Genomic DNA, 24,887 nt, shown 5'->3' on the forward strand with positions numbered 1-24,887 from the left:
ATATGATGATTTACATTTAAACGACTGTATTACCAACGACCTGTTCCTATGCCGCGACCTTCTTTAATTCAGATGTTCTTTTTCTTTTGGACATAAAAACACCCCTTTAGATAATCGTATCTAAAGGGGTAAAGCTTCGCATCTTTTTTAAAAACGTCACGACTTTATTCAAAACATCGGGACTTTATTTCAAACTGACAATAAAATTATGAACCTCCCAATCTCCTACTCAACAGTAACAGATTTAGCTAAGTTACGTGGCTTATCAACATCACACTCGCGGTGAAGCGCTGCGTAGTATGAGATAAGTTGTAATGGAATAACTGCTACAAGCGGTGCTAATGCTTCGTGTACAGCTGGTAGTACGAAGCTGTCGCCTTCCATTTCTAAGCCTTTCATTGAGATGATACATGGGTTTGCTCCGCGTGCTACTACTTCTTTTACGTTACCGCGAATTCCAAGGTTTACGTGCTCTTGCGTAGCAAGTGCGATAACTGGTGTACCTTGTTCAATTAACGCGATTGTACCGTGTTTTAATTCTCCGCCAGCAAATCCTTCTGCTTGGATGTAAGAAATTTCTTTTAGCTTTAACGCACCTTCTAATCCTACGAAGAAGTCTACGCTGCGTCCAATGAAGAAGCAGTTGCGTGTTGTTGCTAAAAATTGTTTTGCAAGTGCATCCATTTCTTCTTTTTGATCACAAAGTACTACCATTGCGTTAGCTACAAGACCTAGTTCGTGTGTTAAATCAAAATCAAGAACTTCACCTTTTGCTTTCGCAATGTCAGCTGCTAAGATTGAAAGCACTGCAAGTTGTGCTGTGTAAGCTTTCGTAGAAGCGACTGCGATTTCTGGTCCTGCATATAGAGGCAGTGTATAGTCAGCTTCACGAGAAAGCGTAGAACCTGGTACGTTTGTAATTGTTAATGCTTTATGACCCATTTCATTTGTTTGTACAAGTACTGCACGACTATCTGCCGTTTCACCACTTTGTGAAATGTAAATGAAGAATGGTCTTTCTGTTAATAATGGCATATTGTAAGAGAATTCACTTGCTACGTGTACTTCTACAGGTATTTTCGCAAATTTCTCGATGAATTGCTTTCCAACAAGACCAGCATGGTAACTTGTTCCACATGCAATAATATAAATACGATCGCTATCTAAAATTGCATTACGAATGTCTTCATCTAATTCAATTTCGCCATCTTCATTTTGATACTTTTGAATGATATTACGGATTACAAGTGGTTGCTCATCAATTTCTTTTAACATGAAATGAGGATATGTTCCTTTTTCAATATCACTTGCATCTAATTCCGCTGTAAACGGTGCACGCTCAATCGTTTCACCTTGTAAGTTTTTAATTGTAATGCTTTCTTGTGTTACGATCACCATCTCTTTATCCATTAACTCGATAAATTGATCTGTAACTTGTAACATTGCCATTGCATCGCTTGCAACAACATTAAAGTTGTCACCAACACCTACTAATAGCGGGCTTTTGTTTTTAGCAACATAAATCATGTTTGGATTTTCAGCATCAAGTAAGCCAATTGCATAAGAACCATGTAAAATGGATAACGTTTGACGGAATGCATCTTCTACACTTAACCCTGTGCTTACTTGCTGTTCCATAAGCTGTACGATAACTTCTGTATCAGTCTCACTTACAAACGTTACATCTTGAAGATATTCTTTTTTCACTAATTCATAGTTTTCAATTACACCATTATGAACTAGTGTAAAGCGTTTTGACGTACTTTGATGCGGATGTGCATTTACTTTACTTGGAACACCATGTGTTGCCCAGCGTGTATGACCGATTCCCACGCTTGCAGCTACATTTTCATCCACGACTTCACGAAGTTTTGCAATACGGCCTTTTTCTTTGTATACAACAACACCGTTCTCTGCCTGTACTGCAATACCCGCTGAATCATATCCACGGTACTCTAGCTTTTCTAAGCCTTTTAATAAGATTTCTTTTGCATCTTGATCTCCAATAAATCCTACAATTCCACACATGTTTAGTCGCCGTTACAAATACTTACATTGCTTTGCGAACATGTAACGACATAGTCCGATCCCATTATTTACATATAAAAAACGGATTACATATTGCTAGCCCTGTAAGTCTGTAACGGCTTTCACCTTCCTCTCGATTGGGTTTCAGTCCGTATATACTTATACAGCTAGTATTCATCCGTTCTTTTTCCCTCATCACACTTTTATCTTTGTCCATTGAGTCACCTCAACGCTTTAAATAAAAGCTTTCGGTTGTGATAAACAACCGGGAGTCATCCGCCGAAATCTCGATAAAACTCCTCCTCGTCAACTACATAACTTGTAGTTCTGGCGCTTTCATAATTCATATATTAATTTCGAGAAAAAGAACAAGACCATCTTATAACAAACAGCATAAACCGTCAATGAAAATTTTTCATTGTCTATAAAACATATGAAAAAGGAGCACAAAACGTGCTCCTTTTTCATATGAAATTGGCGAATTATTCAGCGCCAACCTCAGCTTTCACAACTTCTACAATACGATGTACATATCCATCACAAAGTTCTTGTGTTGGTGCTTCTGCCATAACTCGAATAAGTGGCTCTGTTCCAGAAGGACGAACAAGGATACGTCCATCTCCGTTCATTTCTTCTTCTACCACACGGATGATTTCTTTAATTCTCTCATTTTCTAATGCCAATTTCTTATCTGTTACACGAACGTTCACCAATAATTGTGGGAACTTTATCATTTCACCTGCAAGCTCAGACAATGGTTTCTTCGTCATTTTCATAATATTTACAAGCTGAAGCGCACTTAACATTCCATCTCCAGTTGTAATGTAATCAAGTAAGATAATATGACCAGATTGTTCACCACCAAGGTTATAACCACCGCGCTTCATTTCTTCCATTACATAGCGATCACCAACTGCTGTTTTATTACTTGTAATACCATTTGCTTCAAGTGCTTTGTAGAAACCTAAGTTACTCATAACTGTTGAAACAACCGTGTTATGTTTTAATTGACCAGTTTCTTTCATGTACTTCGCACAGATGTACATAATTTGATCCCCATCAACAATGTTTCCCTTTTCATCTACTGCAATTAAACGGTCTCCATCACCATCAAAGGCAAGTCCAATATCTGCACCTTTTTCTTTTACTAATTCTGCTAAACCTTCTGGATGTGTAGAACCAACACCGTCATTAATGTTCATGCCGTTTGGTGAAGTACCCATTGTAGAAATATCAGCTTCTAAATCTGCAAATAAATATGGTGCTAAAGAAGATGTTGCACCATGCGCACAATCTAAAGCAATATGTAAACCTGAGAAATCTTCTTCTACAGTTTGTTTAATGTATTGTAAGTATTTTTGTCCACCTTCGAAGTAGTCATTTACTTGTCCAAGCTCTGTTCCTGTCGGACGTGGTAATTCATCTACCTCTTTATCTAATAAAGCCTCAATTTCAGCTTCTTGCTCATCAGTTAGTTTAAACCCATCTGAACCGAAGAATTTAATTCCATTATCTTGTACTGGGTTATGGGATGCTGAAATCATAACACCTGCTTGTGCATCTAATGCTTTTGTTAAGTAAGCAACCCCAGGAGTTGAAATAACGCCAAGGCGCATAACTTCTGCTCCAGTTGATAATAATCCTGCTACTAACGCACCTTCTAGCATATGACCAGATACACGTGTGTCACGACCAATAATCACTTTTGGACGATCTGTATCTTTTGTTAATACATACCCTCCAAAACGACCAATTTTAAACGCTAATTCAGGCGTTAATTCCTTATTCGCGACACCGCGCACACCATCTGTACCAAAATATTTACCCATTGCTATTCGCTCCTTTATTTTGCTCTTTTTGTTTTTCTGCTTCATTCTTTTTTTCAGATTCTTTGTTCTGTTCTTCTGTTGGTTTTTCTGTTGGTTTTTCTGTTGGTTTTTCTGTTGGTTTTTCTGTTGGTTTTTCTGTTTCATTCTCTTTATCTTTTTGTGAATCTGGTTGCTCCGGCTTACCTTGTACTTCTTGATCTGGTTTTTCTTTCTTTACAAGGGTTACCTTTACATTTTTTTGTTTTGCTTCTATTGAAACATTACTAGGACCACTAACCTGAATTGGAATATCATGCGTCCCAGAAGATACGTTTTGTAGATTAATTGATGCTGTTATTTGCGCCGCTGTTATTTTATCTACTATACTTGCTTCTCCTGAAATATCAACGCTTATCTTTTCACTTTGTGGAGAAAGTAATTGTAAAGTGAATTCATCTGACAATCCATTTTTTTGTATAGAAATGCCATCTATTGTCTTATGCTTTACATTTTTTTGTTTTTGCACTTCGACAGAAACCTTCACTTGACTGGGGCTTACATTGGTTACACCTTTCGGTAATAAAACAGAGGCATCGAATGTTGTAGATTCCGTAATTTTACTAAGATCTACTTCGACGCCCTCCAAGGACTTTATATTATCCAAAACATCTTTTGGGCCTGATATTGTCACTTCATTTGGTTCGATACCGATGTTTGTAACCGCTAACCCCTCTGGTAGACTTCCTTTTTTCACATAAGTTAGTGGCACAGTTTTTTCAATATTATTTGTCGCAGTTGGATTTGAAACTGGGATTGTAACATTTACTTTAGACGGTGTTGTTTGTAAGTCTAATTTCCGGCCCTCTTCATCATACAGTACAATTTCGGCTGTCTTTGTTACTGTTTTTGTTATCCCCTTCAAATCAATATACGCCCTGACAAGCGCAACTTTTGCTAGTTCCTCTTCTGTACCAATAACTTCAACAGTTCCTGGTTTGATAGTCGGTTTTTCAACCATACTACCTTGCATTTGACTCTCATTTGAGTACTTTACTTCCACAGGAAATGACTTTTTTGCTTTCTTTTGAATCGTAACTTTAACTTTCGCCGGTTGAGCTGTTGCTTTTAAATTGTTTTCCATCCCGGTATACTTTAAAGGAACATCGTATGTTCCTGTAGAATACCCACGTAAATCTAAAGATACTCCAAACTCACGTTGCGACCTTGCTGCAGTAATTACATTTTTTGGCCCTTCCAATTTTATTTTTACATACTTTGGAACACCACTTACAATATATTTATCTTCATCATAATTTACTGCTACTACAACGTTAGATACTGTCTCCGTTACATCACCTGTTGGAAAAAGTGATGCACTCGTATTCCCTGTCGTACTTTTATCTGACAAATTCGTCGACATGTAAAGCATTAACGCCAATAGTAATGAAATTCCTTTTAAAAACCAGTGGTTCTCCATTAGCTTATCCATGACGCTTTCTCCTCCAATTCCAATTCCATAAAGATGAAGAAGTTGTCTTCACATTTCCACTGAACTCTGCTAAAAGCATCTCTTTTAACTGTTCGGCTTTTAGGTCACGATGCAATTCTCCATTTTTAGTTAAAGAGATTTGGCCTGTTTCTTCTGATACAACCACTGTAATGCTATCAGTTACTTCACTAACTCCCATCGCAGCCCGGTGACGCGTTCCTAATTCTTTTGATATGAACGGGCTTTCCGATAATGGCAAATAACAAGCTGCTGCTTTAATCGTATTTCCTTGCATAATCACTGCTCCATCATGAAGCGGTGTATTAGGGATAAAGATATTAATAAGCAGTTCTGATGACACATTCGCATTTAAAGGAATCCCGGTTTCTACATAATCTCCCATTCCAGTTTCTCTAGATAATGTAATAAGCGCACCAATGCGTCGTTTCCCCATATATTCAGTTGCCTTTGCCACAGCATTCGCAACGATTTCATGCTCTTCTTCTTCCTGACCAATTCCACGGGAGAACAAACTTCCTCTTCCTAATTGTTCAAGCGCTCGTCTAAGCTCTGGTTGAAAAATAATAATTATCGCTAAAAATCCCCATGTTAAAGCTTGGTCCGTGAGCCACTGCAATGTATGCAACTCAAATAAATAACTTAATATACGAACGATAATAATAACTGTAATCCCTTTCAAAAGTTGAACAGCTTTTGTTCCTCGGATTACAAGAATTAGCTTATATATAACAAACCACACAACGGCGATATCTAATATCGTACTGAGATATTTCAAAAGGTTCATATCTCCAAAAGGCATGCTAACCCTTCCTCCTACTTATGAGCAATTTTATCCATATACTGAAATATTATTATTTTGCTCTATCTGTATGTATTTACAACAACTAGTTAATTATACCATACATGAAAGAAACGACAATTACAACGACACCCCCCTTGGTGGAAATTGGTAAGATGTCGAACTTTTCTTATAAAGTGGTATAATATAACTCATTATTATACTCTTTTTTTAAAATAAAAAAAAGCAGCATTTCAGCTGCTTTTCTTACATTTATTTTAGTTTTTCACCGAATAAAGAACCCATTAACGCTACCGCTGTTGTTGCCGTTCTATTTTTCTCATCTAAAATCGGATTTACTTCAACAAACTCAGCAGATGTAATGATATCAGCCTCCGATAACATTTCCATCGCTAAATGACTTTCACGATATGATAATCCACCAGTTACAGGTGTTCCAACTCCTGGTGCATCATGTGGATCAAGTCCATCTAAATCTAATGATAAATGAACACCATCTGTATGAGATAAATATGCAATCGTTTCTTCCATAACAGCAGTCATACCCATACGATCAATTTCATGCATTGTAAACACTTTAATTCCTTCATTACGAATGAATTCTTTTTCACCTTCATCTAACGCACGCGCACCGATAATAACAACGTTTTCCTTTTTAACCTTTGGATACGCTTCATATAAATTAACGAGTGAAGGATGTCCATAACCTAAACTTGCTGCAAGTGACATACCATGAATGTTTCCAGATGGTGATGTCTCTTCCGTATTTAAATCCCCATGTGCATCGTACCAAATAACACCTAAATTTTTATAGTTCTTTGCCACCCCTGCAAGTGTCCCGATAGCAATACTATGGTCACCACCTAATACAAGTGGAAAACGACCTTTTTCTATAATATGATCAACCTTACTTGCTAATTCATCACAAACATGTGCAACTTGTGTAAGGTTTCTTAATTTTGTATTTTCATCTATTTCCTGTTCTCTCTCAATACATAGGTCTCCGATATCTTCTACGTCATACCCAATATTTTGAATTCTTTCAATTACTCCCGCATAACGAATTGCACTTGGTCCCATATCAACTCCACGACGCATTTGCCCTAAGTCCATTGGAACTCCAACGATTGAAATTTCTTTCTTCATAGATAGTCTCCCCCTTTTATGCCTTCACTAAATATTTTAAATCTTTTCTATAGTCTGACTCAACTCGACATTTTTTTGTATGTATATGCACCTTATTCACTCATATCTACGTAGAAACCAATATCCTAAAGCTATTTTATGTATAAAACGAAACTCTTCCCAGGAAACCTCATTACACATGTGTTCATAAATAATTGAAAGTAAAAAAACGCCTCCTATATTAGAGACGTCTTTCTGATGCTATTTTCCATACAGATGCGATATTTCGTGCGGACATTTCAATATTTTCCTTTGCTGTTATATATGCTTCCTCTAATGTCATTGGACTTGATGTGGCAGCAAACACAGCATCTATTCCTTCTTTATAAACTGAAATGTGATTAGGGAGCACGGAACCCCCAATAGCTATAACGGGTATATGAAGCTTCTTTGCCCGTCTAGCAATTCCAACTGGAGCTTTTCCATAAGCTGTTTGTACATCTATCCTTCCTTCACCTGTAAGAACTAGATCCGCTTCTTTTATATGTTCATCAAAATTTGTATAATCTAGTACAATTTCAATTCCTTTTCTTAATTCCCCTTGTAGTACAGCAGCAACAGCAGCACCTAATCCCCCCGCAGCTCCTGCACCTGCAATCTCTTCCACATCAATATGTAAATATTTTTTTAATACATGGGCATAACGCTTTAAGTTATCATCTAACTGTGCAATCATTTCTGCACTTGCTCCCTTTTGTTTTGCAAATACAAAAGATGCTCCTTTTTGTCCTGTCAAAGGATTATCTACATCACACGCCGCTTCCAGTTTTACATGTGCTAAACGAGAATCCAACTTCGATAAATCTAAAGAATCAATAGAATGTAAATTTCCACCGACAGGTTCTATTACTCGTCCATCTTTCTCTAAAAATTTTACACCTAAGGCAGAGAGCATTCCGGCACCCCCATCGTTCGTAGCACTTCCTCCAAGACCTAAAATGATGTGCTGTACGCCTTTATCCAGCGCATCTAATATAAGCTCTCCCGTTCCTTTTGTTGTTGTAATAAGAGGATTTCGCTTTTTAACTGAAACATGCTGTAATCCTGATGCTGCTGCCATTTCAATAAACGCTGTTCTTTTGTCTTGAGAAATGCCGTAAAATGATTCTACACGCTCACCAAGTGGACCTGTTACATGAAGTGGAATAATCTTTCCTCCTGTAGCATCAACAAGGGACTGGACTGGACTGTACCTTCTCCTCCATCTCCAATCGGGACTTTTACATACTCAGCTTCAGGAAAAATTTTAGTAAATCCTTTTTCAATAGCCTTACATACCTCTATCGCTCGTAAGCTTTCTTTATATGAATCAGATGCAATAACAATTTTCAACACCGATCCCTCCATTCCCCTTATTCCAACACACTTCAATTCAAATAGTATATTTCACTCTATCTTTCTATTGTAAACGAAATGAATGGAAACTCATCCTTATTAAGCAAGATAAACAAAAAACCTTACATCAAAAGATGTAAGGTTTTTTCTAATTTATAATGGAGCCTAGCGGGATCGAACCGCTGACCTCCTGCGTGCAAGGCAGGCGCTCTCCCAGCTGAGCTAAGGCCCCGAAGTATAAAAGCGGAAGACGGGATTCGAACCCGCGACCCCAACCTTGGCAAGGTTGTATTCTACCACTGAACTACTTCCGCGAAAATGGTGAGCCATGAAGGACTCGAACCTTCGACCCTCTGATTAAAAGTCAGATGCTCTACCAACTGAGCTAATGGCTCGTAAATGGCTGGGCTAGCTGGATTCGAACCAACGCATGACGGAGTCAAAGTCCGTTGCCTTACCGCTTGGCTATAGCCCATTAATATTTACTAGTATGGTTGTCTTTTCAAAAAAATAAACCTTTTCAGGTTGTTTTTTTGAAAATGGTGGAGGGGGGCAGATTCGAACTGCCGAACCCGAAGGAGCGGATTTACAGTCCGCCGCGTTTAGCCACTTCGCTACCCCTCCGACATTATAAAATATATGGTGGAGGATGACGGGATCGAACCGCCGACCCCCTGCTTGTAAGGCAGGTGCTCTCCCAGCTGAGCTAATCCTCCAAAAGTGGTGACCCGTACGGGATTCGAACCCGTGTTACCGCCGTGAAAGGGCGGTGTCTTAACCACTTGACCAACGGGCCAAAAAGTTTTAATACCGTTCGCAAGCTTCCAACCGGGCTTGAACCGGTGACCTCTTCCTTACCATGGAAGTGCTCTACCAGCTGAGCTATGGAAGCATAATGGCTCCGCAGGTAGGACTCGAACCTACGACCGATCGGTTAACAGCCGATAGCTCTACCACTGAGCTACTGCGGAATAATATTGCCTGGCAACGTCCTACTCTCACAGGGACAAGGTCCCAACTACCATCGGCGCTAGAGAGCTTAACTTCCGTGTTCGGTATGGGAACGGGTGTGACCTCTCTGCCATCATTACCAGACATTATTCATTTGAGACAACAATCATTATAACTTATTCACTTGAAAAGTCAACAAGTTTTTTATATTCTCTCAAAACTAGATAACACTTGCTTCATATTATATGGTTAAGTCCTCGATCTATTAGTATTCGTCAGCTCCACATGTCACCATGCTTCCACCTCGAACCTATCAACCTGATCATCTTTCAGGGATCTTACTAGCTTACGCTATGGGAAATCTCATCTTGAGGGGGGCTTCATGCTTAGATGCTTTCAGCACTTATCCCTTCCGCACATAGCTACCCAGCTATGCCCTTGGCAGAACAACTGGTACACCAGCGGTGCGTCCATCCCGGTCCTCTCGTACTAAGGACAGCTCCTCTCAAATTTCCTACGCCCACGACGGATAGGGACCGAACTGTCTCACGACGTTCTGAACCCAGCTCGCGTACCGCTTTAATGGGCGAACAGCCCAACCCTTGGGACCGACTACAGCCCCAGGATGCGATGAGCCGACATCGAGGTGCCAAACCTCCCCGTCGATGTGGACTCTTGGGGGAGATAAGCCTGTTATCCCCGGGGTAGCTTTTATCCGTTGAGCGATGGCCCTTCCATGCGGAACCACCGGATCACTAAGCCCGACTTTCGTCCCTGCTCGACTTGTAGGTCTCGCAGTCAAGCTCCCTTATGCCTTTGCACTCTACGAATGATTTCCAACCATTCTGAGGGAACCTTTGGGCGCCTCCGTTACACTTTAGGAGGCGACCGCCCCAGTCAAACTGCCCACCTGACACTGTCTCCCGGGTCGATAAGACCCGTAGGTTAGAATTTCAATACAGTCAGGGCGGTATCCCACCAGCGCCTCCACCGAAGCTAGCGCTCCGGCTTCAAAGGCTCCCGCCTATCCTGTACAAACTGTACCAAAATTCAATATCAGGCTACAGTAAAGCTCCACGGGGTCTTTCCGTCCTGTCGCGGGTAACCTGCATCTTCACAGGTACTATAATTTCACCGAGTCTCTGGTTGAGACAGTGCCCAAATCGTTACACCTTTCGTGCGGGTCGGAACTTACCCGACAAGGAATTTCGCTACCTTAGGACCGTTATAGTTACGGCCGCCGTTTACTGGGGCTTCAGTTCAGAGCTTCGCTTACGCTAACCCCTCTCCTTAACCTTCCAGCACCGGGCAGGTGTCAGCCCCTATACTTCGCCTTACGGCTTCGCAGAGACCTGTGTTTTTGCTAAACAGTCGCTTGGGCCTATTCACTGCGGCTTTCCGTTAAGAAAGCACCCCTTCTCCCGAAGTTACGGGGTCATTTTGCCGAGTTCCTTAACCAGAGTTCTCTCGCACACCTTAGGATTCTCTCCTCGCCTACCTGTGTCGGTTTGCGGTACAGGCACCTTTTATCTCGCTAGAAGCTTTTCTTGGCAGCGGGGAATCAAAGACTTCGCTCCATAAGGAGCTTCCCCATCACAGCTCAGCCTTCACGATAAGCGGATTTGCCTACTTATCAGCCTAACTGCTTGGACGTGCACAACCAATCGCACGCTTCTTCTATCCTTCTGCGTCCCTCCATTGCTCAAACGATAAAGAGGTGGTACAGGAATATCAACCTGTTGTCCATCGCCTACGCCTGTCGGCCTCGGCTTAGGTCCTGACTAACCCTGAGCGGACGAGCCTTCCTCAGGAAACCTTAGGCATTCGGTGGACGGGATTCTCACCCGTCTTTCGCTACTCATACCGGCATTCTCACTTCTAAGCGCTCCACCAGTCCTTACGGTCTGACTTCACTGCCCTTAGAACGCTCCCCTACCACTGATACCATAGGTATCAATTCGCAGCTTCGGTGGTGTATTTAGCCCCGGTACATTTTCGGCGCAGAGTCACTCGACTAGTGAGCTATTACGCACTCTTTAAATGGTGGCTGCTTCTAAGCCAACATCCTAGTTGTCTAAGCAACTCCACATCCTTTTCCACTTAATACACACTTTGGGACCTTAGCTGGCGATCTGGGCTGTTTCCCTCTTGACTACGGATCTTATCACTCGCAGTCTGACTCCTAAGGATAAGTCATTGGCATTCGGAGTTTGACTGAATTCGGTAATCCGATGAGGACCCCTAGTTCAATCAGTGCTCTACCTCCAAGACTCTTACACTTAAGGCTAGCCCTAAAGCTATTTCGGGGAGAACCAGCTATCTCCAGGTTCGATTGGAATTTCTCCGCTACCCACACCTCATCCCCGCACTTTTCAACGTGCGTGGGTTCGGGCCTCCATTCAGTGTTACCTGAACTTCACCCTGGACATGGGTAGATCACCTGGTTTCGGGTCTACGACCACGTACTAAACGCCCTATTCAGACTCGCTTTCGCTACGGCTCCGCCTCTTCAGCTTAACCTCGCACGGGATCGTAACTCGCCGGTTCATTCTACAAAAGGCACGCCATCACCCATTAACGGGCTCTGACTATTTGTAGGCACACGGTTTCAGGATCTCTTTCACTCCCCTTCCGGGGTGCTTTTCACCTTTCCCTCACGGTACTGGTTCACTATCGATCACTAGGTAGTATTTAGCCTTGGGAGATGGTCCTCCCAGATTCCGACGGAATTTCACGTGTTCCGCCGTACTCAGGATACATTCAAGAGAGAACGAAGTTTCGACTACGGGGTTGTTACCCTCTGTGACGAGCCTTTCCAGGCTGCTTCGTCTACCTCGTTCCTTTGTAACTCCGTATAGAATGTCCTACAACCCCAAGAGGCAAGCCTCTTGGTTTGGGCTAGATTCCGTTTCGCTCGCCGCTACTCAGGAAATCGCATTTGCTTTCTCTTCCTCCAGGTACTTAGATGTTTCAGTTCCCTGGGTCTGTCTTCCATACCCTATGTATTCAGGTAAGGATACCATACCATTACGTATGGTGGGTTTCCCCATTCGGAAATCTTCGGATCAAAGCTTACTTACAGCTCCCCGAAGCATATCGGCGTTAGTCCCGTCCTTCATCGACTCCTAGTGTCAAGGCATCCACCGTGCGCCCTTTCTAACTTAACCAAACTAAAATTAAAAAATATGAGCTACACTGTTATCTAGTTTTCAAAGAACATACATTTATTTCTGAGAGATAGTTCTCTCAAAACTGAACAAAACGAAACACGGAAACTTATATTGATGAACAGCGTTCATCAATTCTCCATAGAAAGGAGGTGATCCAGCCGCACCTTCCGATACGGCTACCTTGTTACGACTTCACCCCAATCATCTGTCCCACCTTAGGCGGCTGGCTCCAAAAAGGTTACCCCACCGACTTCGGGTGTTACAAACTCTCGTGGTGTGACGGGCGGTGTGTACAAGGCCCGGGAACGTATTCACCGCGGCATGCTGATCCGCGATTACTAGCGATTCCAGCTTCATGTAGGCGAGTTGCAGCCTACAATCCGAACTGAGAACGGTTTTATGAGATTAGCTCCACCTCGCGGTCTTGCAGCTCTTTGTACCGTCCATTGTAGCACGTGTGTAGCCCAGGTCATAAGGGGCATGATGATTTGACGTCATCCCCACCTTCCTCCGGTTTGTCACCGGCAGTCACCTTAGAGTGCCCAACTTAATGATGGCAACTAAGATCAAGGGTTGCGCTCGTTGCGGGACTTAACCCAACATCTCACGACACGAGCTGACGACAACCATGCACCACCTGTCACTCTGCCCCCGAAGGGGAAGCCCTATCTCTAGGGTTGTCAGAGGATGTCAAGACCTGGTAAGGTTCTTCGCGTTGCTTCGAATTAAACCACATGCTCCACCGCTTGTGCGGGCCCCCGTCAATTCCTTTGAGTTTCAGCCTTGCGGCCGTACTCCCCAGGCGGAGTGCTTAATGCGTTAACTTCAGCACTAAAGGGCGGAAACCCTCTAACACTTAGCACTCATCGTTTACGGCGTGGACTACCAGGGTATCTAATCCTGTTTGCTCCCCACGCTTTCGCGCCTCAGTGTCAGTTACAGACCAGAAAGTCGCCTTCGCCACTGGTGTTCCTCCATATCTCTACGCATTTCACCGCTACACATGGAATTCCACTTTCCTCTTCTGCACTCAAGTCTCCCAGTTTCCAATGACCCTCCACGGTTGAGCCGTGGGCTTTCACATCAGACTTAAGAAACCACCTGCGCGCGCTTTACGCCCAATAATTCCGGATAACGCTTGCCACCTACGTATTACCGCGGCTGCTGGCACGTAGTTAGCCGTGGCTTTCTGGTTAGGTACCGTCAAGGTGCCAGCTTATTCAACTAGCACTTGTTCTTCCCTAACAACAGAGTTTTACGACCCGAAAGCCTTCATCACTCACGCGGCGTTGCTCCGTCAGACTTTCGTCCATTGCGGAAGATTCCCTACTGCTGCCTCCCGTAGGAGTCTGGGCCGTGTCTCAGTCCCAGTGTGGCCGATCACCCTCTCAGGTCGGCTACGCATCGTTGCCTTGGTGAGCCGTTACCTCACCAACTAGCTAATGCGACGCGGGTCCATCCATAAGTGACAGCCGAAGCCGCCTTTGAATTTCGCACCATGCGGTGCAAAATGTTATCCGGTATTAGCCCCGGTTTCCCGGAGTTATCCCAGTCTTATGGGCAGGTTACCCACGTGTTACTCACCCGTCCGCCGCTAACTTCATAAGAGCAAGCTCTTAATCCATTCGCTCGACTTGCATGTATTAGGCACGCCGCCAGCGTTCATCCTGAGCCAGGATCAAACTCTCCAATAAAGTTAGTTTGTCTAGCATCTAAAATAAAAATTGACGTTTCACGTTGTTTGTTTCGTTCAGTTTTCAAAGAACTTGTTTGTCGCTCATTTGCGACTTCCTTATGTTAACATCTTCGTTTTTTGATGTCAACTAAGTTTTTTAATTTCTTTTTTCGCTTTCTGCTGTTCCGCATCAGCGACGGTTATTAATTTATCATATATCAACTACTTGAGTCAACACTTTTTAATAAAAAATTCTTTTTCTTACATAACGGATGCATTCTTCTGCATTTGCTACTCTTCTAAATAAACAAAAAAGAATTTTATATCGTTCTTCCATTGTCTTTTTTACGACATCATGTATTCGCTCGTCTGCAAAATCAAATAAAAGCTCATCCAGCTCTCTCTTCAATACATATTCTATTTCTTTCTGTTCTTCTTTTGTAATCATAATCCCAAGCAAACTATCACCTCAACAATTACTCATATGCCTATATAAATACAAATTGAAAAACCAACATAAACCCTAATCTTTAGGTGGGAGAGAACATCCGGTCATGCATAGAAGCGATCAGACCCTCTTCCCGCGCCCTATGCCAAGTTAAAACAAAGAGTGAAACGAGTGCAGGTCACCCTTTGTTCTTCCTAGCAGCGACTTATATGTTAGAAAATCAAAACATATATATACACAAAATAGCGTAATATATTCATCAACTCTAATGACGAATGCATCACCACCAAAATTACAATTCATACTATATTGTCCATTATATCCATTTCCTACGATATTAATCGTTCAGTTCTCTTTTCAACTTTTTGAGCATATAAGTAACTGAAAAGGATTGGACAAAGGGGCGGAGTATTATGTTTTTCTTTTTTATAACAAGTAAACGTAAATTTAAGCACATTAGTTTAATTATCATACTGTCCTTATTTACAGCGTGGCTTCTTTTTTTAAAGACATATTCTCATCAATCGGCTTTTTCAACTGCAACTGGTCCAAAAGTCATTTACAAAGGCGATACCGCAAAAAAACAAGTTGCGTTAACATTCGATATTAGCTGGGGAGATAAAAAAGCAGTTCCTATTCTTGATACTTTAAAAGAAAGAGAAATTAAAAATGCGACTTTCTTCCTTTCTGCAGCATGGGCAGAAAGGCACCCCGATATTGTCGAACGGATTATACAGGATGGTCACGAAATTGGCAGTATGGGATATAACTATACATCTTATACTTCTTTGGAAGCGAACGAAATGCGAAGAGACCTTTTACGTTCGCAAGATGTATTTACAAAGCTTGGCATAAAACAAGTCAAGCTCTTGCGGCCTCCTAGTGGGGAATTTAATAAAACAGTTCTCAAAGTAGCAGAGTCTCTTGGATATACTGTTGTACACTGGAGTAATAATTCAAACGACTGGAAAAACCCTGGTGTAAATAAAATTGTATCAACAGTCGCTAACAATTTACGAGGTGGAGACATCGTTTTATTACACGCTTCCGATTCGGCACTTCAAACAAATAAATCTCTACCGCTGCTCCTGCAGAAATTAAAAAGCGATGGCTATGAGCAAGTATCTGTATCACAGCTTATTTCTAACACAAGTGCAAGAAGTAATGACATAAAGTAAAACTTTAATCAGTGGGGATTCTCTCCACTGATTATTAGCCCTCACCAATCGGGCTTTTATGGACCGTTCATCTTGCACCTAACCTCTTTAATTCCGCTGAATTTTGAGGTAGAAATGTTACTGTCCGCAAATAGCAGGATAAAAATCCCCATACTAAAAAGGATACAGCACCCCATACGAAAGGTGCTGTATCCTTTTTCACTCGTATATTGTTAATTAACTAACTGACTTACTTCTTTGTCCTATTAAACGATGTAATATGAGTAACTGATATGCATTACACAATAAAAGTGGTATAACCATCAAATATAACCAATCAGTATCATTAATCCGAAGCGCCGGTACCCATTCAAGGATTGTTACGACAACCATAAAGAACAAAGCCGGTATAAACGCTTTTTTATTCGTCTCTTTACTCTTTATATAGGCTACAAGTGCTCCAAATAAAAACAACATTCCTGCTACAAGAATATTATTCCCAAACGAAACATCTCCATTTGCAACGAGTACCGATCTTAAATAAACAAAATCAAAAAGTACAAATGCAATGAAAAAGAGCTGAACTGCGTTCCAAAGAGCAGACGATCGGAACATTCCTAGCCCAAAACGATGAACTGTTAAATACGCAAAAAAGCCCATTTGACTAATTACACTAAAAATAAAACCAACGCCAAGTAACCAAAAAGAAATCATTAGAATCTCTTTACCGTCAAAATTTTGAAAAAATTTAGCGTACTTGTCCCATCCTAAAATAAAACCAATAAGGATTGTACTAATCCCCCCAAGTAGCAACGTCGTTAAAAATAGTCGTACCCATTTTCGGCTATTCACAACACATCCCCCATTATTGATATATTTCTACTTAAATTGTATCAATGACAATTTCAAAAAGCTAGCCATGAACATGTATAAATTCCTCTAAGATATTTATATTAAAAAAGAGAACTGTGTTGAAAGGAGCTCCAGCTAATGAAACGGATGCTGCTCGTCTTAGTTTCTTCACTTCTTTTTACTGTACTTGTCGCATGTGCACAAGGAAAAGAAGCGAAATCTGAATTAGATTACGATCAAACAAAAAAAATGATTGTCGATATTTTAAAAACCGATCAAGGAAAGAAAGCAATTCAAGATGTATTAACAGATGAGAAAATGAAACAAGCACTTATATTGGATGAAACTGTGGTCAAAAAAACGATTGAAGATGCGATGGTATCCGAAAAAGGGCAGCAGCTTTGGGAAAAACTATTTAAAGACCCAGAGTTTTCAGCGAAATTCGCAAAAAGTATCAGTAAAGAACAAACAGCCTTAATGAAAACTCTATTAAAAGACCCTGAATATCAAGCAGGCGTTATAGAAATTATGAAAAATCCCGAAGTAGAGAAGATGATGCTACAAACAATGAAAAGCAAAGAGTATCGTCAATATTTACAACAAGTATTAACAGAATCCGCTGAAAGTCCACTCTTCCAAACTAAGATAATTGATATCATTAGCAAAGGTATTGAAAAAGCCGAAAAGAGCGGCGGCTCTGAAAAAAAAGAATCTGGCGGAGAAGGCGGTTCAAAAGGCGGAAGCAAAGAACAAAAATAAAACAACTCCTTGCACATAGGAAACTCCCCATCACCACATACAGGATGGGGAATTTTTCTACTTGCATAAATTTATTTTTGTTTAACTGATGTTCTATCAATAACTTGCTCAGCTATCGTCCGATAGATGACACCCGTTTTATGTGTATCCTCGTATACCGATGGCGCAAAATCTTCTTTATTCCAATCTGGTTGCTGAAGTGGAATTCGTCCTAATACATCTGTTTGTAATTCTGCGGCTAACTTATCTCCTCCGCCTTTTCCAAACACATACTCTTTCTCACCGGTTACTTTACTCTCGAAGTAAGCCATATTTTCAACAACCCCAAGAATACTATGTTCAGTACGAAGTGCCATAGCGCCTGCACGAGCTGCAACAAATGCCGCTGTTGGATGAGGCGTTGTTACAATAATTTCTTTACAAGATGGTAGCATTGAGTGAACATCTAAAGCCACATCCCCTGTACCTGGTGGCAAGTCTAATACTAAATAGTCTAAATCGCCCCATTCCACCTCTGTAAAAAAGTGATTTAACATTTTACCAAGCATTGGCCCTCTCCAAATAACAGGAGCATTGTCTTCTACAAAGAAGCCCATTGAAATTACTTTTACCCCTAAGCGCTCCACTGGAATAATTTTATCGCCCCTTACGATTGGACGTTTTTCGATTCCCATCATATCAGGCACACTAAAGCCATATATGTCAGCGTCAATAATACCAACTTTCTTTCCTAAACGAGCTAATGAAATCGCAAGGTTTACAGAAACAGTTGATTTACCAACTCCGCCTTTTCCACTTGCAACTGCTAAAAATGTTGTTTTAGAATGCTCTGATAATAAAGATTGACTTTCTTTCTCTTCTTGCGGCGGCGCAAACTGCGCTAGCTCTTCCTCTGTAAATTCAGCGAAACGCAAACCAACCGTTGCTGCTCCAAGTTCTTTCACAAGCTTCACAATAGTAGCCTGCAATTGCATTTGTTCGGCAGTCCCTGTTTTTACAATTGCAATTTTAACACTGACATGCTCTTTCTCAGGCTTTATATTTACCTCTTTAATTGCATTTGTTTCTTTTAATGTTTTATGTAGAAATGGATCATTAATCCCTTCAAGCGCCTCCACTACTTGCTCTTTCGTTACCATAATCGGCCCAGCCCCCTGTATGAAAAATAAAGTCATGTTAAATAAATTGGGTTTATTTATTTTCATTTCCAAAATAAATGCGTTTACATTTCCAGTATAACATATTTTCCGAAAACTTCGTTAACGAGAGGAACTCAAAAAACCCTCCTTACTCAGGAGGATTTCCTTTTTCCGTAAAATAACGTAGTATTCCCCGGTATATCGCAGCTGCAACCTTTTGCTGATACTTCTCTGAATTTAACATATATCGTTCATTTACATTCGATAAAAAACCAGCCTCAACTAAAGCACCTGGTGTTTTTGCATACTTAAGTAAATAAACACGGGAGATTGTTTTAGCTGAGCGGTTCGTATTTTCTAGGCTAGTTCGCAATTCAGCCTGTATAAACTTTGCTGCACGCTCATTTTCAATTAAAGAGCGATAATAAAACGTTTGTGCTCCCTTCGAACTACTGCTAGGCAAAGCATTTAAGTGAACACTCACAAAAAAGTCTACATCCGGCTTATTAATAATCTCTACACGTTTTTTGAGATCTTCTGCTTTGCGCCTACTATATGACTTTGTGTCTTTATCAGCTAGATCATAATCTCCCTCTCGCGTTAAAATAACTAAAGCACCTTGTTCTTGCAAATAGTCTTGTACCATTTTTGTAATTTCAAGCGTAATGTCTTTTTCTACAATATCTTTACCACCAACCGCCCCTCCATCTGGTCCACCATGTCCGGCATCTAGTACAATTACTTTTCCAGATAAGGGTAAATTCCAAGCTCTCCACGATTTTGTAATTTGAAATTCTTGTTTTACCAAGAAAAACAGTACAACCGCAGCAAGCATAAAAGAGATAATTCGAATTCTCTTCATACCTTTCCTCCTCCAGCTAGTCCCTCTAATTACTTATATGGGACAAGAGGAAAGTTTATGCTTCTCTTAATGCAGCTTTAAACGATATCTTCTTTCACCCTTTTCATACCCTTCGCGCCACCATGAACTAATAAACTGTTCACAGGACTCATACAGCAACTCCTTATCGTTTGATTCTATCTCTCGCATGGTCATGCTTGTTAAAAATTGAAACAACATTTCTGTTAATTGCTGCTCCTCTTCTAAAGCTCTATATTTCACATCAAAAAAAGATTCACCATAATAGCCAAATTTGCTATATCTTGCTCCTAATAAGTACGATTCAATTCCAAGTTCAATACAATAATCCTCGTACTGCCTGTGCAGCTCTTTCATATCGAAGGCAGCACGAATATTAGATCTTAATGTTTTTAATGATAGTTCGCGAAGCATCTTCCGTTCATATTTCAACTGCTTTTCTTTTTGTTTTTCTTGTAAGCTAACAATGACATTCATAGTACTTATAAACCTCCCTAATACGTATTAGTCTAAACTTCTAAAGATGAAGCATACGTAAGAAGGCAGCACTAAAATATTCCAAGCAATAATAAGGGGACTAAAAATAATTGAGGATAATTATATAAATAAAAAACAATATAAAACCTTTCTCTGCCCCATGCCAACCAAGTTTAAACAAAAAGAACATACGAGTGCAGGTTACCTTTTGTTCTTCATAGCAGTGATTTATATGGTGAAAAATCAAAATGAATTTATCCCGTAAGCTCACGATGGATGGAAGTTTCACTTTATATAGTTCCATTAGGCATATTAAACTCCCCTTACCTTCACTTCGTTTAGAGAAGGGGGTCTTACCGGTTGAAATAATAAAAAACCCCAGCCAATAGACTGGGGTTTGAAGTTCGCAAAAATTAACGTTTTGAGAACTGAGGTGCACGACGTGCGCCTTTAAGACCGTATTTTTTACGCTCTTTCATACGTGCGTCACGAGTTAATAGACCTGCACGTTTTAATGTTAGACGGTATTCTGGGTCAGCTTTTAATAAAGCGCGAGAGATACCGTGACGAATAGCACCAGCTTGACCAGTGTATCCACCACCATTTACGTTTACAAGTACATCGTAGTTACCTAAAGTTTCTGTTGCAACTAGAGGTTGTTTCACTACTTCACGTAATGCAGCAAATGGGATATAGTTTTCAAAATCACGACCGTTAATGATAACGCGTCCTTCGCCTGGAACTAGGCGTACGCGTGCTACTGAACTCTTACGACGTCCAGTACCATAGTATTGTACCTGTGCCAATGTAAGCCCTCCTTTAATTAATTATCCGCGAAGTTCGTAAACTTCTGGTTTTTGTGCTTGGTGTGGATGCTCAGCTCCAGCATACACATTTAATTTTTTAGACACTTGACGTCCTAAACGTCCTTTTGGAAGCATGCCTTTAATTGCAAGCTCTAACATTTGTACAGGGTAGTTTGTACGCATTTCTAGAGCTGTTCTTTGTTTAAGTCCACCTGGGTGGTTAGTGTGACGGTAGTAAATTTTATCGTTTAATTTATTACCTGTTAAATGAATTTTCTCAGCGTTAATAATAATTACATGATCACCCGTGTCAACGTGTGGTGTAAATGTTGGTTTGTTTTTACCACGTAAAATGGATGCTACTTCACTAGCAAGGCGACCTAAAGTTTGACCTTCAGCGTCAACCACATACCATTTACGCTCAACTTCGTTAGCTTTTGCCATAAAAGTCGTACGCATGTGTTTCCCTCCTCGTTATCTTTTCCATAGAAAAAATCTATTGTTTATCTTAAACACGATTTCCTTCCGGGGCTAATCGTGGTTTTAGAAACAATACCATATGTTATGATATCCTTTTGAGTTTCTAATGTCAAGTAAATGTTACACCAGGATTAGTTGTTATAGTTTACCTGCCATAAATAAAGCCCGTGCCCTGGCACCATCTTCCCAGCAAAACGACGATCTTGTTTTTTTAAAATCTCTGGAATGCTGTCAGGAACCATCTTTCCTTGTCCTACGCTAAGTAGTGTACCAACAATAATTCGAACCATATTATATAAAAATCCATTACCTACAAAACGAAAAATCAACTCATCATCTTGTTCCATTAAATCTATTTCGTAAATTGTTCGCACTTTATCCTTTTTGTCAGTTTTTGCCGAACAAAACGAAGTGAAATCATGCGTTCCAATAAAATAAGGAATTGCTTTTCTTATAGATTCTATCTCAAGCGGATATGGATACTGGTATACGTAATTTCTACGGAATACATCAGCATTTTTAGATAATAATACACGGTAGCGATATTCTTTTCTCTCAACACCATAGCGTGCATGAAAATCTTCTGTTTTTTTCTCTACTTGCCTGACAACTATATCGTCCGGCAGCATCGTATTTAGGGCATTCATCCATTGCCATTCTTCAAGAGACAACGGTGTGTCAAAATGAATAACCTGTCCTCTTGCATGAACAGTAGAATCTGTTCGTCCTGATGCCTGAACACGAACAAGCTCTCCTTTATGCAATTTTTGCAGAGCTTTCTCTATTTCTTGTTGAACAGTACGATGCTGCGGTTGAATTTGATAACCGCAAAAATTGATGCCATCATATGCAACTGTACATTTTATTCTTTCCATTTCTCTATTCTCCATTACGATCGCACCCATGCTAGAATACATGCTAAACAAAGTAAACTTACTATCGTTAACGTATCGCTTGTTTTCCAGCGTAGCTGCCTAAATTTAGAACGTCCCTCACCACTTTGATACCCACGCGCTTCCATTGCAATTGCTAAGTCCTCAGCACGCTTAAAGGCACTAATAAAAAGCGGTACAAGCAAAGAAATAACCGCCTTTAATCGGTCCTTTATCGGCCCATCAGAAAAATCAATACCACGGGACGCTTGTGCTTTCATAATTTTACTCGTCTCATCCATTAATGTTGGGATAAAACGAAGAGAAATAGACATCATCAATGCGATTTCATGAACAGGAACCTTTATACGCTTTAATGGCTTTAACAATGTTTCCATACCATCAGTAATTTCAATTGGTGTTGTTGTTAACGTTAATAATGTCGTCATTAAAATAATGACAAAGAAGCGTATAGAAATATATATCCCTTGCTCTAATCCCTTTTCATGTATCGAAAACCAACCAAGCTGAAGCAGTACATCCCCTTCTTTGTTTGTAAAAATATGCAGAAAAAAGGTAAACAGAAAAATCCATAAGATTGGTTTTAAGCCCGAAAGTACATAACGAATCGGCACTTTTGCAAAAAATAAAGCAATGAGTGCATATAAAAATAAAAATCCATATGAAATCGCATTATTTGCTAAAAAGACAACAAATACATATAAAAAGACAATCAACAGCTTCGTACGTGGATCAAGTTGATGAATGAGCGACCTACCTGGAATATATCTCCCAATAATCAACTGCTGCATGATTCATGACCACCTTTTCGTAACACCTGTACAACTTCATGAGTAAGATCCTCTAAAGATAAGGTAGCCTTTGGAATGGAGATACCAAACTTCTCTTCAATTGCACGTTTATACTTTAAAGACATTGGAAGATCCACGCCGATTTGTTCTAACTCATCTGCATGCGAAAATACTTCCTCTGCTGTTCCTTGCAAAAAGACCGTTCCTTTATGCATAACCACAATTTGATCCGCATATTTAGCAGCATCCTCCATATTATGGGTAACAAGGATTACTGTAAGCCCCTGTTCCTTATGAAGCTTATAAAACATTTCCATAAGCTCATGCTGTCCTTTAGGATCAAGCCCTGCTGTGGGTTCATCTAATACAAGCACTTCCGGTTCCATCGCAAGTACGCCTGCTATTGCAACACGTCTCATTTGTCCACCACTTAACTCAAACGGCGAACGCGCTAATAGCTCTGGATCCAATCCTACAAGCTCAATTGCATCCCTTGCCTTTTGTCTTGCCTCTTCTTCCGATACTCCGAAATTTGAGGGTCCAAAACAAATATCTTTCTCAACTGTTTCTTCAAATAACTGATGCTCTGGAAATTGAAAGACAACCCCTACTTTTTTTCGTAGCGGCTTTAATTTCTTTTCTTTCTTTTGCGAGGAAATCAAATGCTCCCCAATTTGGACCGTGCCATTTGTCGGCTGCAATAAACCATTTAAATGTTGAATCATCGTCGATTTGCCGGAACCAGTATGACCGATAATGGCATAATACCCCCCACTTGGAAACGACACGTTTACATCATAAAGCGCGCGTCTTTCAAATGGAGTTTTATATTGATAACGATGCTCTACTGTTTGGAATGTAATCTCCAAAGTTCGTTCACCAAGCTTTCCATTGTAAGATGCGTATTTTGCAGTGGAATTTCATTTCTTTTTAATAATTCTGCTATTTTCACTGAGAATGGTACATCTAATCCGATTTCCCTAAGCATATGAGAGGACTTGAAAATTTGCTCTGGCGTACCTACCTCTAATATTTCTCCCTGATTCAAAATGATAACACGGTCTGATTGTGCAGCTTCTTCCAAATCATGCGTAATCGATAACACGGTAATACCTTTTGTATCCACAAGCTTCCTAACCGTTTCAATTACTTCACGTCGTCCTTGTGGATCTAACATCGATGTTGCTTCATCCAATATTAAAATAGATGGTTGCAATGCTAGCACACCTGCAATCGCAACACGTTGCTTTTGTCCACCAGATAACGAATGAGGCTCTTCATTAAGAAACTCTTCCATTCGGACCATCTGCAGCGCTTGATTCATCCGTTCTACCATCTGTTCCCGAGGCATCCCGATATTTTCAAGACCAAATACAACATCATCTTGCACTGTTGTCCCAACAAATTGATTATCTGGATTTTGAAATACCATACCTATTTTCTTTCGAATATCCCATACCGTTTCTTCAGATAAAGTCATTGTATCATTTACAACAATCGTGCCTGATTCCGGTAAAAATAAACCATTTAATAGCTTTGCAAGTGTAGACTTTCCTGAACCATTTTGTCCAATTACAGAAACCCATTCTCCCTCATATAAAGAGAATGATACGTCTTTTAGCGCATAAGAAGTTGCCCCGGGATATTGAAATGATATATTTTGCGTGCGAAGTTTCTCTTTTTTCAATGCAAGGCACCCTCTCTCATTACTTCATCAAGTTAGCCTATTTTCTATATTTAAAAA

At 40.5% G+C, this 24,887-nt stretch carries 18 protein-coding genes, 9 tRNA genes, 3 rRNA genes and 2 pseudogenes; 2 read left to right on the plus strand and 30 right to left on the minus strand.

Features of this window, described 5'->3' with window-relative positions:
• Positions 1-225: 225 nt before the first annotated feature.
• From glmS to MHH45_RS15605, 20 genes and pseudogenes are all read right to left on the minus strand, one after another.
• A complete protein-coding gene (glmS, locus tag MHH45_RS15510) occupies positions 226-2,028 on the minus strand; it encodes a glutamine--fructose-6-phosphate transaminase (isomerizing) (protein ID WP_016116971.1) in 1,803 nt (600 codons plus the stop codon).
• Between the two features lie 12 nt (positions 2,029-2,040).
• A pseudogene (locus MHH45_RS15515) lies at positions 2,041-2,224 on the minus strand (hypothetical protein).
• A 286-nt stretch (positions 2,225-2,510) separates the two neighbouring features.
• A complete protein-coding gene (gene glmM, locus MHH45_RS15520; RefSeq protein ID WP_016116970.1) occupies positions 2,511-3,857 on the minus strand; it encodes a phosphoglucosamine mutase in 1,347 nt (448 codons plus the stop codon).
• On the minus strand, positions 3,850-5,325 hold the full coding sequence (locus MHH45_RS15525; protein ID WP_077295741.1) for a CdaR family protein: 1,476 nt from the start codon (positions 5,323-5,325) through the stop codon (positions 3,850-3,852). The genes glmM and MHH45_RS15525 overlap by 8 nt, the downstream gene beginning before the upstream one ends.
• Complete coding sequence (cdaA, locus tag MHH45_RS15530) at positions 5,318-6,145, minus strand: diadenylate cyclase CdaA (protein ID WP_016116968.1); 828 nt, start codon at positions 6,143-6,145, stop codon at positions 5,318-5,320. Before cdaA ends, MHH45_RS15525 begins: the two co-directional genes overlap by 8 nt.
• A gap of 252 nt (positions 6,146-6,397) precedes the next feature.
• Positions 6,398-7,291 carry an arginase gene (gene rocF / locus MHH45_RS15535; protein ID WP_003194411.1) on the minus strand — a complete coding sequence of 298 codons (894 nt, stop codon included), beginning with the start codon at positions 7,289-7,291 and terminating at the stop codon, positions 6,398-6,400.
• A gap of 220 nt (positions 7,292-7,511) precedes the next feature.
• Positions 7,512-8,662 (minus strand): annotated as a pseudogene (locus MHH45_RS15540) (glycerate kinase).
• Between the two features lie 162 nt (positions 8,663-8,824).
• Positions 8,825-8,897, minus strand: a tRNA-Ala gene (locus tag MHH45_RS15545).
• A gap of 10 nt (positions 8,898-8,907) precedes the next feature.
• Positions 8,908-8,979: transfer RNA gene (locus MHH45_RS15550), tRNA-Gly, on the minus strand.
• Between the two features lie 5 nt (positions 8,980-8,984).
• A tRNA-Lys gene (locus MHH45_RS15555) sits at positions 8,985-9,060 on the minus strand.
• Positions 9,061-9,065: 5 nt separating this feature from the next.
• Positions 9,066-9,140: transfer RNA gene (locus tag MHH45_RS15560), tRNA-Gln, on the minus strand.
• 65 nt (positions 9,141-9,205) lie between these two features.
• A tRNA-Tyr gene (locus tag MHH45_RS15565) sits at positions 9,206-9,289 on the minus strand.
• 16 nt (positions 9,290-9,305) lie between these two features.
• Positions 9,306-9,381 (minus strand) — tRNA-Val (locus MHH45_RS15570).
• A gap of 5 nt (positions 9,382-9,386) precedes the next feature.
• Positions 9,387-9,461 (minus strand) — tRNA-Glu (locus MHH45_RS15575).
• A gap of 23 nt (positions 9,462-9,484) precedes the next feature.
• Positions 9,485-9,557: transfer RNA gene (locus MHH45_RS15580), tRNA-Thr, on the minus strand.
• 4 nt (positions 9,558-9,561) lie between these two features.
• Positions 9,562-9,636: transfer RNA gene (locus MHH45_RS15585), tRNA-Asn, on the minus strand.
• 8 nt (positions 9,637-9,644) lie between these two features.
• Positions 9,645-9,760, minus strand: a 5S ribosomal RNA gene (rrf, locus tag MHH45_RS15590).
• Between the two features lie 101 nt (positions 9,761-9,861).
• Positions 9,862-12,783: ribosomal RNA gene (locus tag MHH45_RS15595) — 23S ribosomal RNA — on the minus strand.
• Positions 12,784-12,928: 145 nt separating this feature from the next.
• Positions 12,929-14,480 (minus strand): 16S ribosomal RNA (locus tag MHH45_RS15600).
• The 16S, 23S and 5S rRNA genes sit together here with 9 tRNA genes alongside, the layout of an rRNA operon.
• A gap of 222 nt (positions 14,481-14,702) precedes the next feature.
• On the minus strand, positions 14,703-14,921 hold the full coding sequence (locus tag MHH45_RS15605; RefSeq protein ID WP_006093093.1) for a hypothetical protein: 219 nt from the start codon (positions 14,919-14,921) through the stop codon (positions 14,703-14,705).
• A 401-nt stretch (positions 14,922-15,322) separates the two neighbouring features.
• On the opposite strand from MHH45_RS15605, the gene pdaB reads away from it, so the two are divergent.
• Complete coding sequence (gene pdaB / locus MHH45_RS15610; RefSeq protein ID WP_016116966.1) at positions 15,323-16,087, plus strand: polysaccharide deacetylase family sporulation protein PdaB; 765 nt, start codon at positions 15,323-15,325, stop codon at positions 16,085-16,087.
• Positions 16,088-16,303: 216 nt separating this feature from the next.
• Here the strand turns inward: pdaB and MHH45_RS15615 are convergent, their stop codons facing one another.
• Positions 16,304-16,918: a KinB-signaling pathway activation protein gene (locus MHH45_RS15615; protein ID WP_006093095.1), complete on the minus strand. Its 615-nt coding sequence runs from the start codon at positions 16,916-16,918 to the stop codon at positions 16,304-16,306.
• A 138-nt stretch (positions 16,919-17,056) separates the two neighbouring features.
• Between MHH45_RS15615 and gerD the strand changes: the two genes are divergently transcribed.
• On the plus strand, positions 17,057-17,677 hold the full coding sequence (gene gerD, locus MHH45_RS15620) for a spore germination lipoprotein GerD (protein WP_003205520.1): 621 nt from the start codon (positions 17,057-17,059) through the stop codon (positions 17,675-17,677).
• Positions 17,678-17,748: 71 nt separating this feature from the next.
• Here gerD and MHH45_RS15625 read toward each other — a convergent pair whose 3' ends face one another.
• The 9 genes from MHH45_RS15625 to MHH45_RS15665 all read right to left on the minus strand — a co-directional run bounded on the left by MHH45_RS15625 (position 17,749) and on the right by MHH45_RS15665 (position 24,830).
• The gene (locus MHH45_RS15625) at positions 17,749-18,816 is read right to left on the minus strand and encodes an Mrp/NBP35 family ATP-binding protein (protein WP_018783612.1); all 1,068 of its coding nucleotides are present in this window, start codon (positions 18,814-18,816) and stop codon (positions 17,749-17,751) included.
• A 148-nt stretch (positions 18,817-18,964) separates the two neighbouring features.
• A complete protein-coding gene (gene cwlD / locus MHH45_RS15630; RefSeq protein ID WP_016116963.1) occupies positions 18,965-19,678 on the minus strand; it encodes an N-acetylmuramoyl-L-alanine amidase CwlD in 714 nt (237 codons plus the stop codon).
• Positions 19,679-19,744: 66 nt separating this feature from the next.
• Positions 19,745-20,173, minus strand: coding sequence for a DUF2521 family protein (locus MHH45_RS15635; protein ID WP_016116962.1), 429 nt, complete (start codon positions 20,171-20,173; stop codon positions 19,745-19,747).
• Between the two features lie 413 nt (positions 20,174-20,586).
• Entirely contained in the window at positions 20,587-20,979 is a 393-nt protein-coding gene (gene rpsI / locus MHH45_RS15640) for a 30S ribosomal protein S9 (protein ID WP_000079986.1), read from the minus strand.
• A 21-nt stretch (positions 20,980-21,000) separates the two neighbouring features.
• Entirely contained in the window at positions 21,001-21,438 is a 438-nt protein-coding gene (rplM, locus tag MHH45_RS15645; RefSeq protein ID WP_001260793.1) for a 50S ribosomal protein L13, read from the minus strand.
• A gap of 152 nt (positions 21,439-21,590) precedes the next feature.
• Positions 21,591-22,334, minus strand: a complete 744-nt coding sequence (truA, locus tag MHH45_RS15650; protein WP_016116961.1) for a tRNA pseudouridine(38-40) synthase TruA — start codon at positions 22,332-22,334, stop codon at positions 21,591-21,593.
• A gap of 14 nt (positions 22,335-22,348) precedes the next feature.
• Positions 22,349-23,143, minus strand: coding sequence for an energy-coupling factor transporter transmembrane component T family protein (locus MHH45_RS15655; RefSeq protein WP_088094332.1), 795 nt, complete (start codon positions 23,141-23,143; stop codon positions 22,349-22,351).
• Entirely contained in the window at positions 23,131-24,012 is an 882-nt protein-coding gene (locus tag MHH45_RS15660; RefSeq protein ID WP_016133318.1) for an energy-coupling factor ABC transporter ATP-binding protein, read from the minus strand. The genes MHH45_RS15655 and MHH45_RS15660 overlap by 13 nt, the downstream gene beginning before the upstream one ends.
• On the minus strand, positions 23,988-24,830 hold the full coding sequence (locus MHH45_RS15665) for an energy-coupling factor ABC transporter ATP-binding protein (protein WP_016116958.1): 843 nt from the start codon (positions 24,828-24,830) through the stop codon (positions 23,988-23,990). Before MHH45_RS15665 ends, MHH45_RS15660 begins: the two co-directional genes overlap by 25 nt.
• Positions 24,831-24,887: the final 57 nt, after the last annotated feature.

The sequence above is a fragment of the Bacillus sp. FSL K6-0042 genome (genome assembly GCF_038006685.1).
Taxonomy (GTDB): domain Bacteria; phylum Bacillota; class Bacilli; order Bacillales; family Bacillaceae_G; genus Bacillus_A; species Bacillus_A pseudomycoides.

Excerpts from the sequence above, each read along its gene's own strand:
- cwlD (WP_016116963.1), bottom strand. The coding sequence starts at position 19,678 with ATGAAGAGAATTCGAATTATCTCTTTTATGCTTGCTGCGGTTGTACTG.
- MHH45_RS15655 (WP_088094332.1), bottom strand. The coding sequence starts at position 23,143 with ATGCAGCAGTTGATTATTGGGAGATATATTCCAGGTAGGTCGCTCATT.
- rplM (WP_001260793.1), bottom strand. The coding sequence starts at position 21,438 with ATGCGTACGACTTTTATGGCAAAAGCTAACGAAGTTGAGCGTAAATGG.
- glmS (WP_016116971.1), bottom strand. The coding sequence starts at position 2,028 with ATGTGTGGAATTGTAGGATTTATTGGAGATCAAGATGCAAAAGAAATC.
- cdaA (WP_016116968.1), bottom strand. The coding sequence starts at position 6,145 with ATGCCTTTTGGAGATATGAACCTTTTGAAATATCTCAGTACGATATTA.
- MHH45_RS15635 (WP_016116962.1), bottom strand. The coding sequence starts at position 20,173 with ATGAATGTCATTGTTAGCTTACAAGAAAAACAAAAAGAAAAGCAGTTG.
- gerD (WP_003205520.1), top strand. The coding sequence starts at position 17,057 with ATGAAACGGATGCTGCTCGTCTTAGTTTCTTCACTTCTTTTTACTGTA.
- glmM (WP_016116970.1), bottom strand. The coding sequence starts at position 3,857 with ATGGGTAAATATTTTGGTACAGATGGTGTGCGCGGTGTCGCGAATAAG.
- pdaB (WP_016116966.1), top strand. The coding sequence starts at position 15,323 with ATGTTTTTCTTTTTTATAACAAGTAAACGTAAATTTAAGCACATTAGT.
- MHH45_RS15625 (WP_018783612.1), bottom strand. The coding sequence starts at position 18,816 with ATGGTAACGAAAGAGCAAGTAGTGGAGGCGCTTGAAGGGATTAATGAT.
- truA (WP_016116961.1), bottom strand. The coding sequence starts at position 22,334 with ATGGAAAGAATAAAATGTACAGTTGCATATGATGGCATCAATTTTTGC.
- rocF (WP_003194411.1), bottom strand. The coding sequence starts at position 7,291 with ATGAAGAAAGAAATTTCAATCGTTGGAGTTCCAATGGACTTAGGGCAA.
- MHH45_RS15525 (WP_077295741.1), bottom strand. The coding sequence starts at position 5,325 with ATGGATAAGCTAATGGAGAACCACTGGTTTTTAAAAGGAATTTCATTA.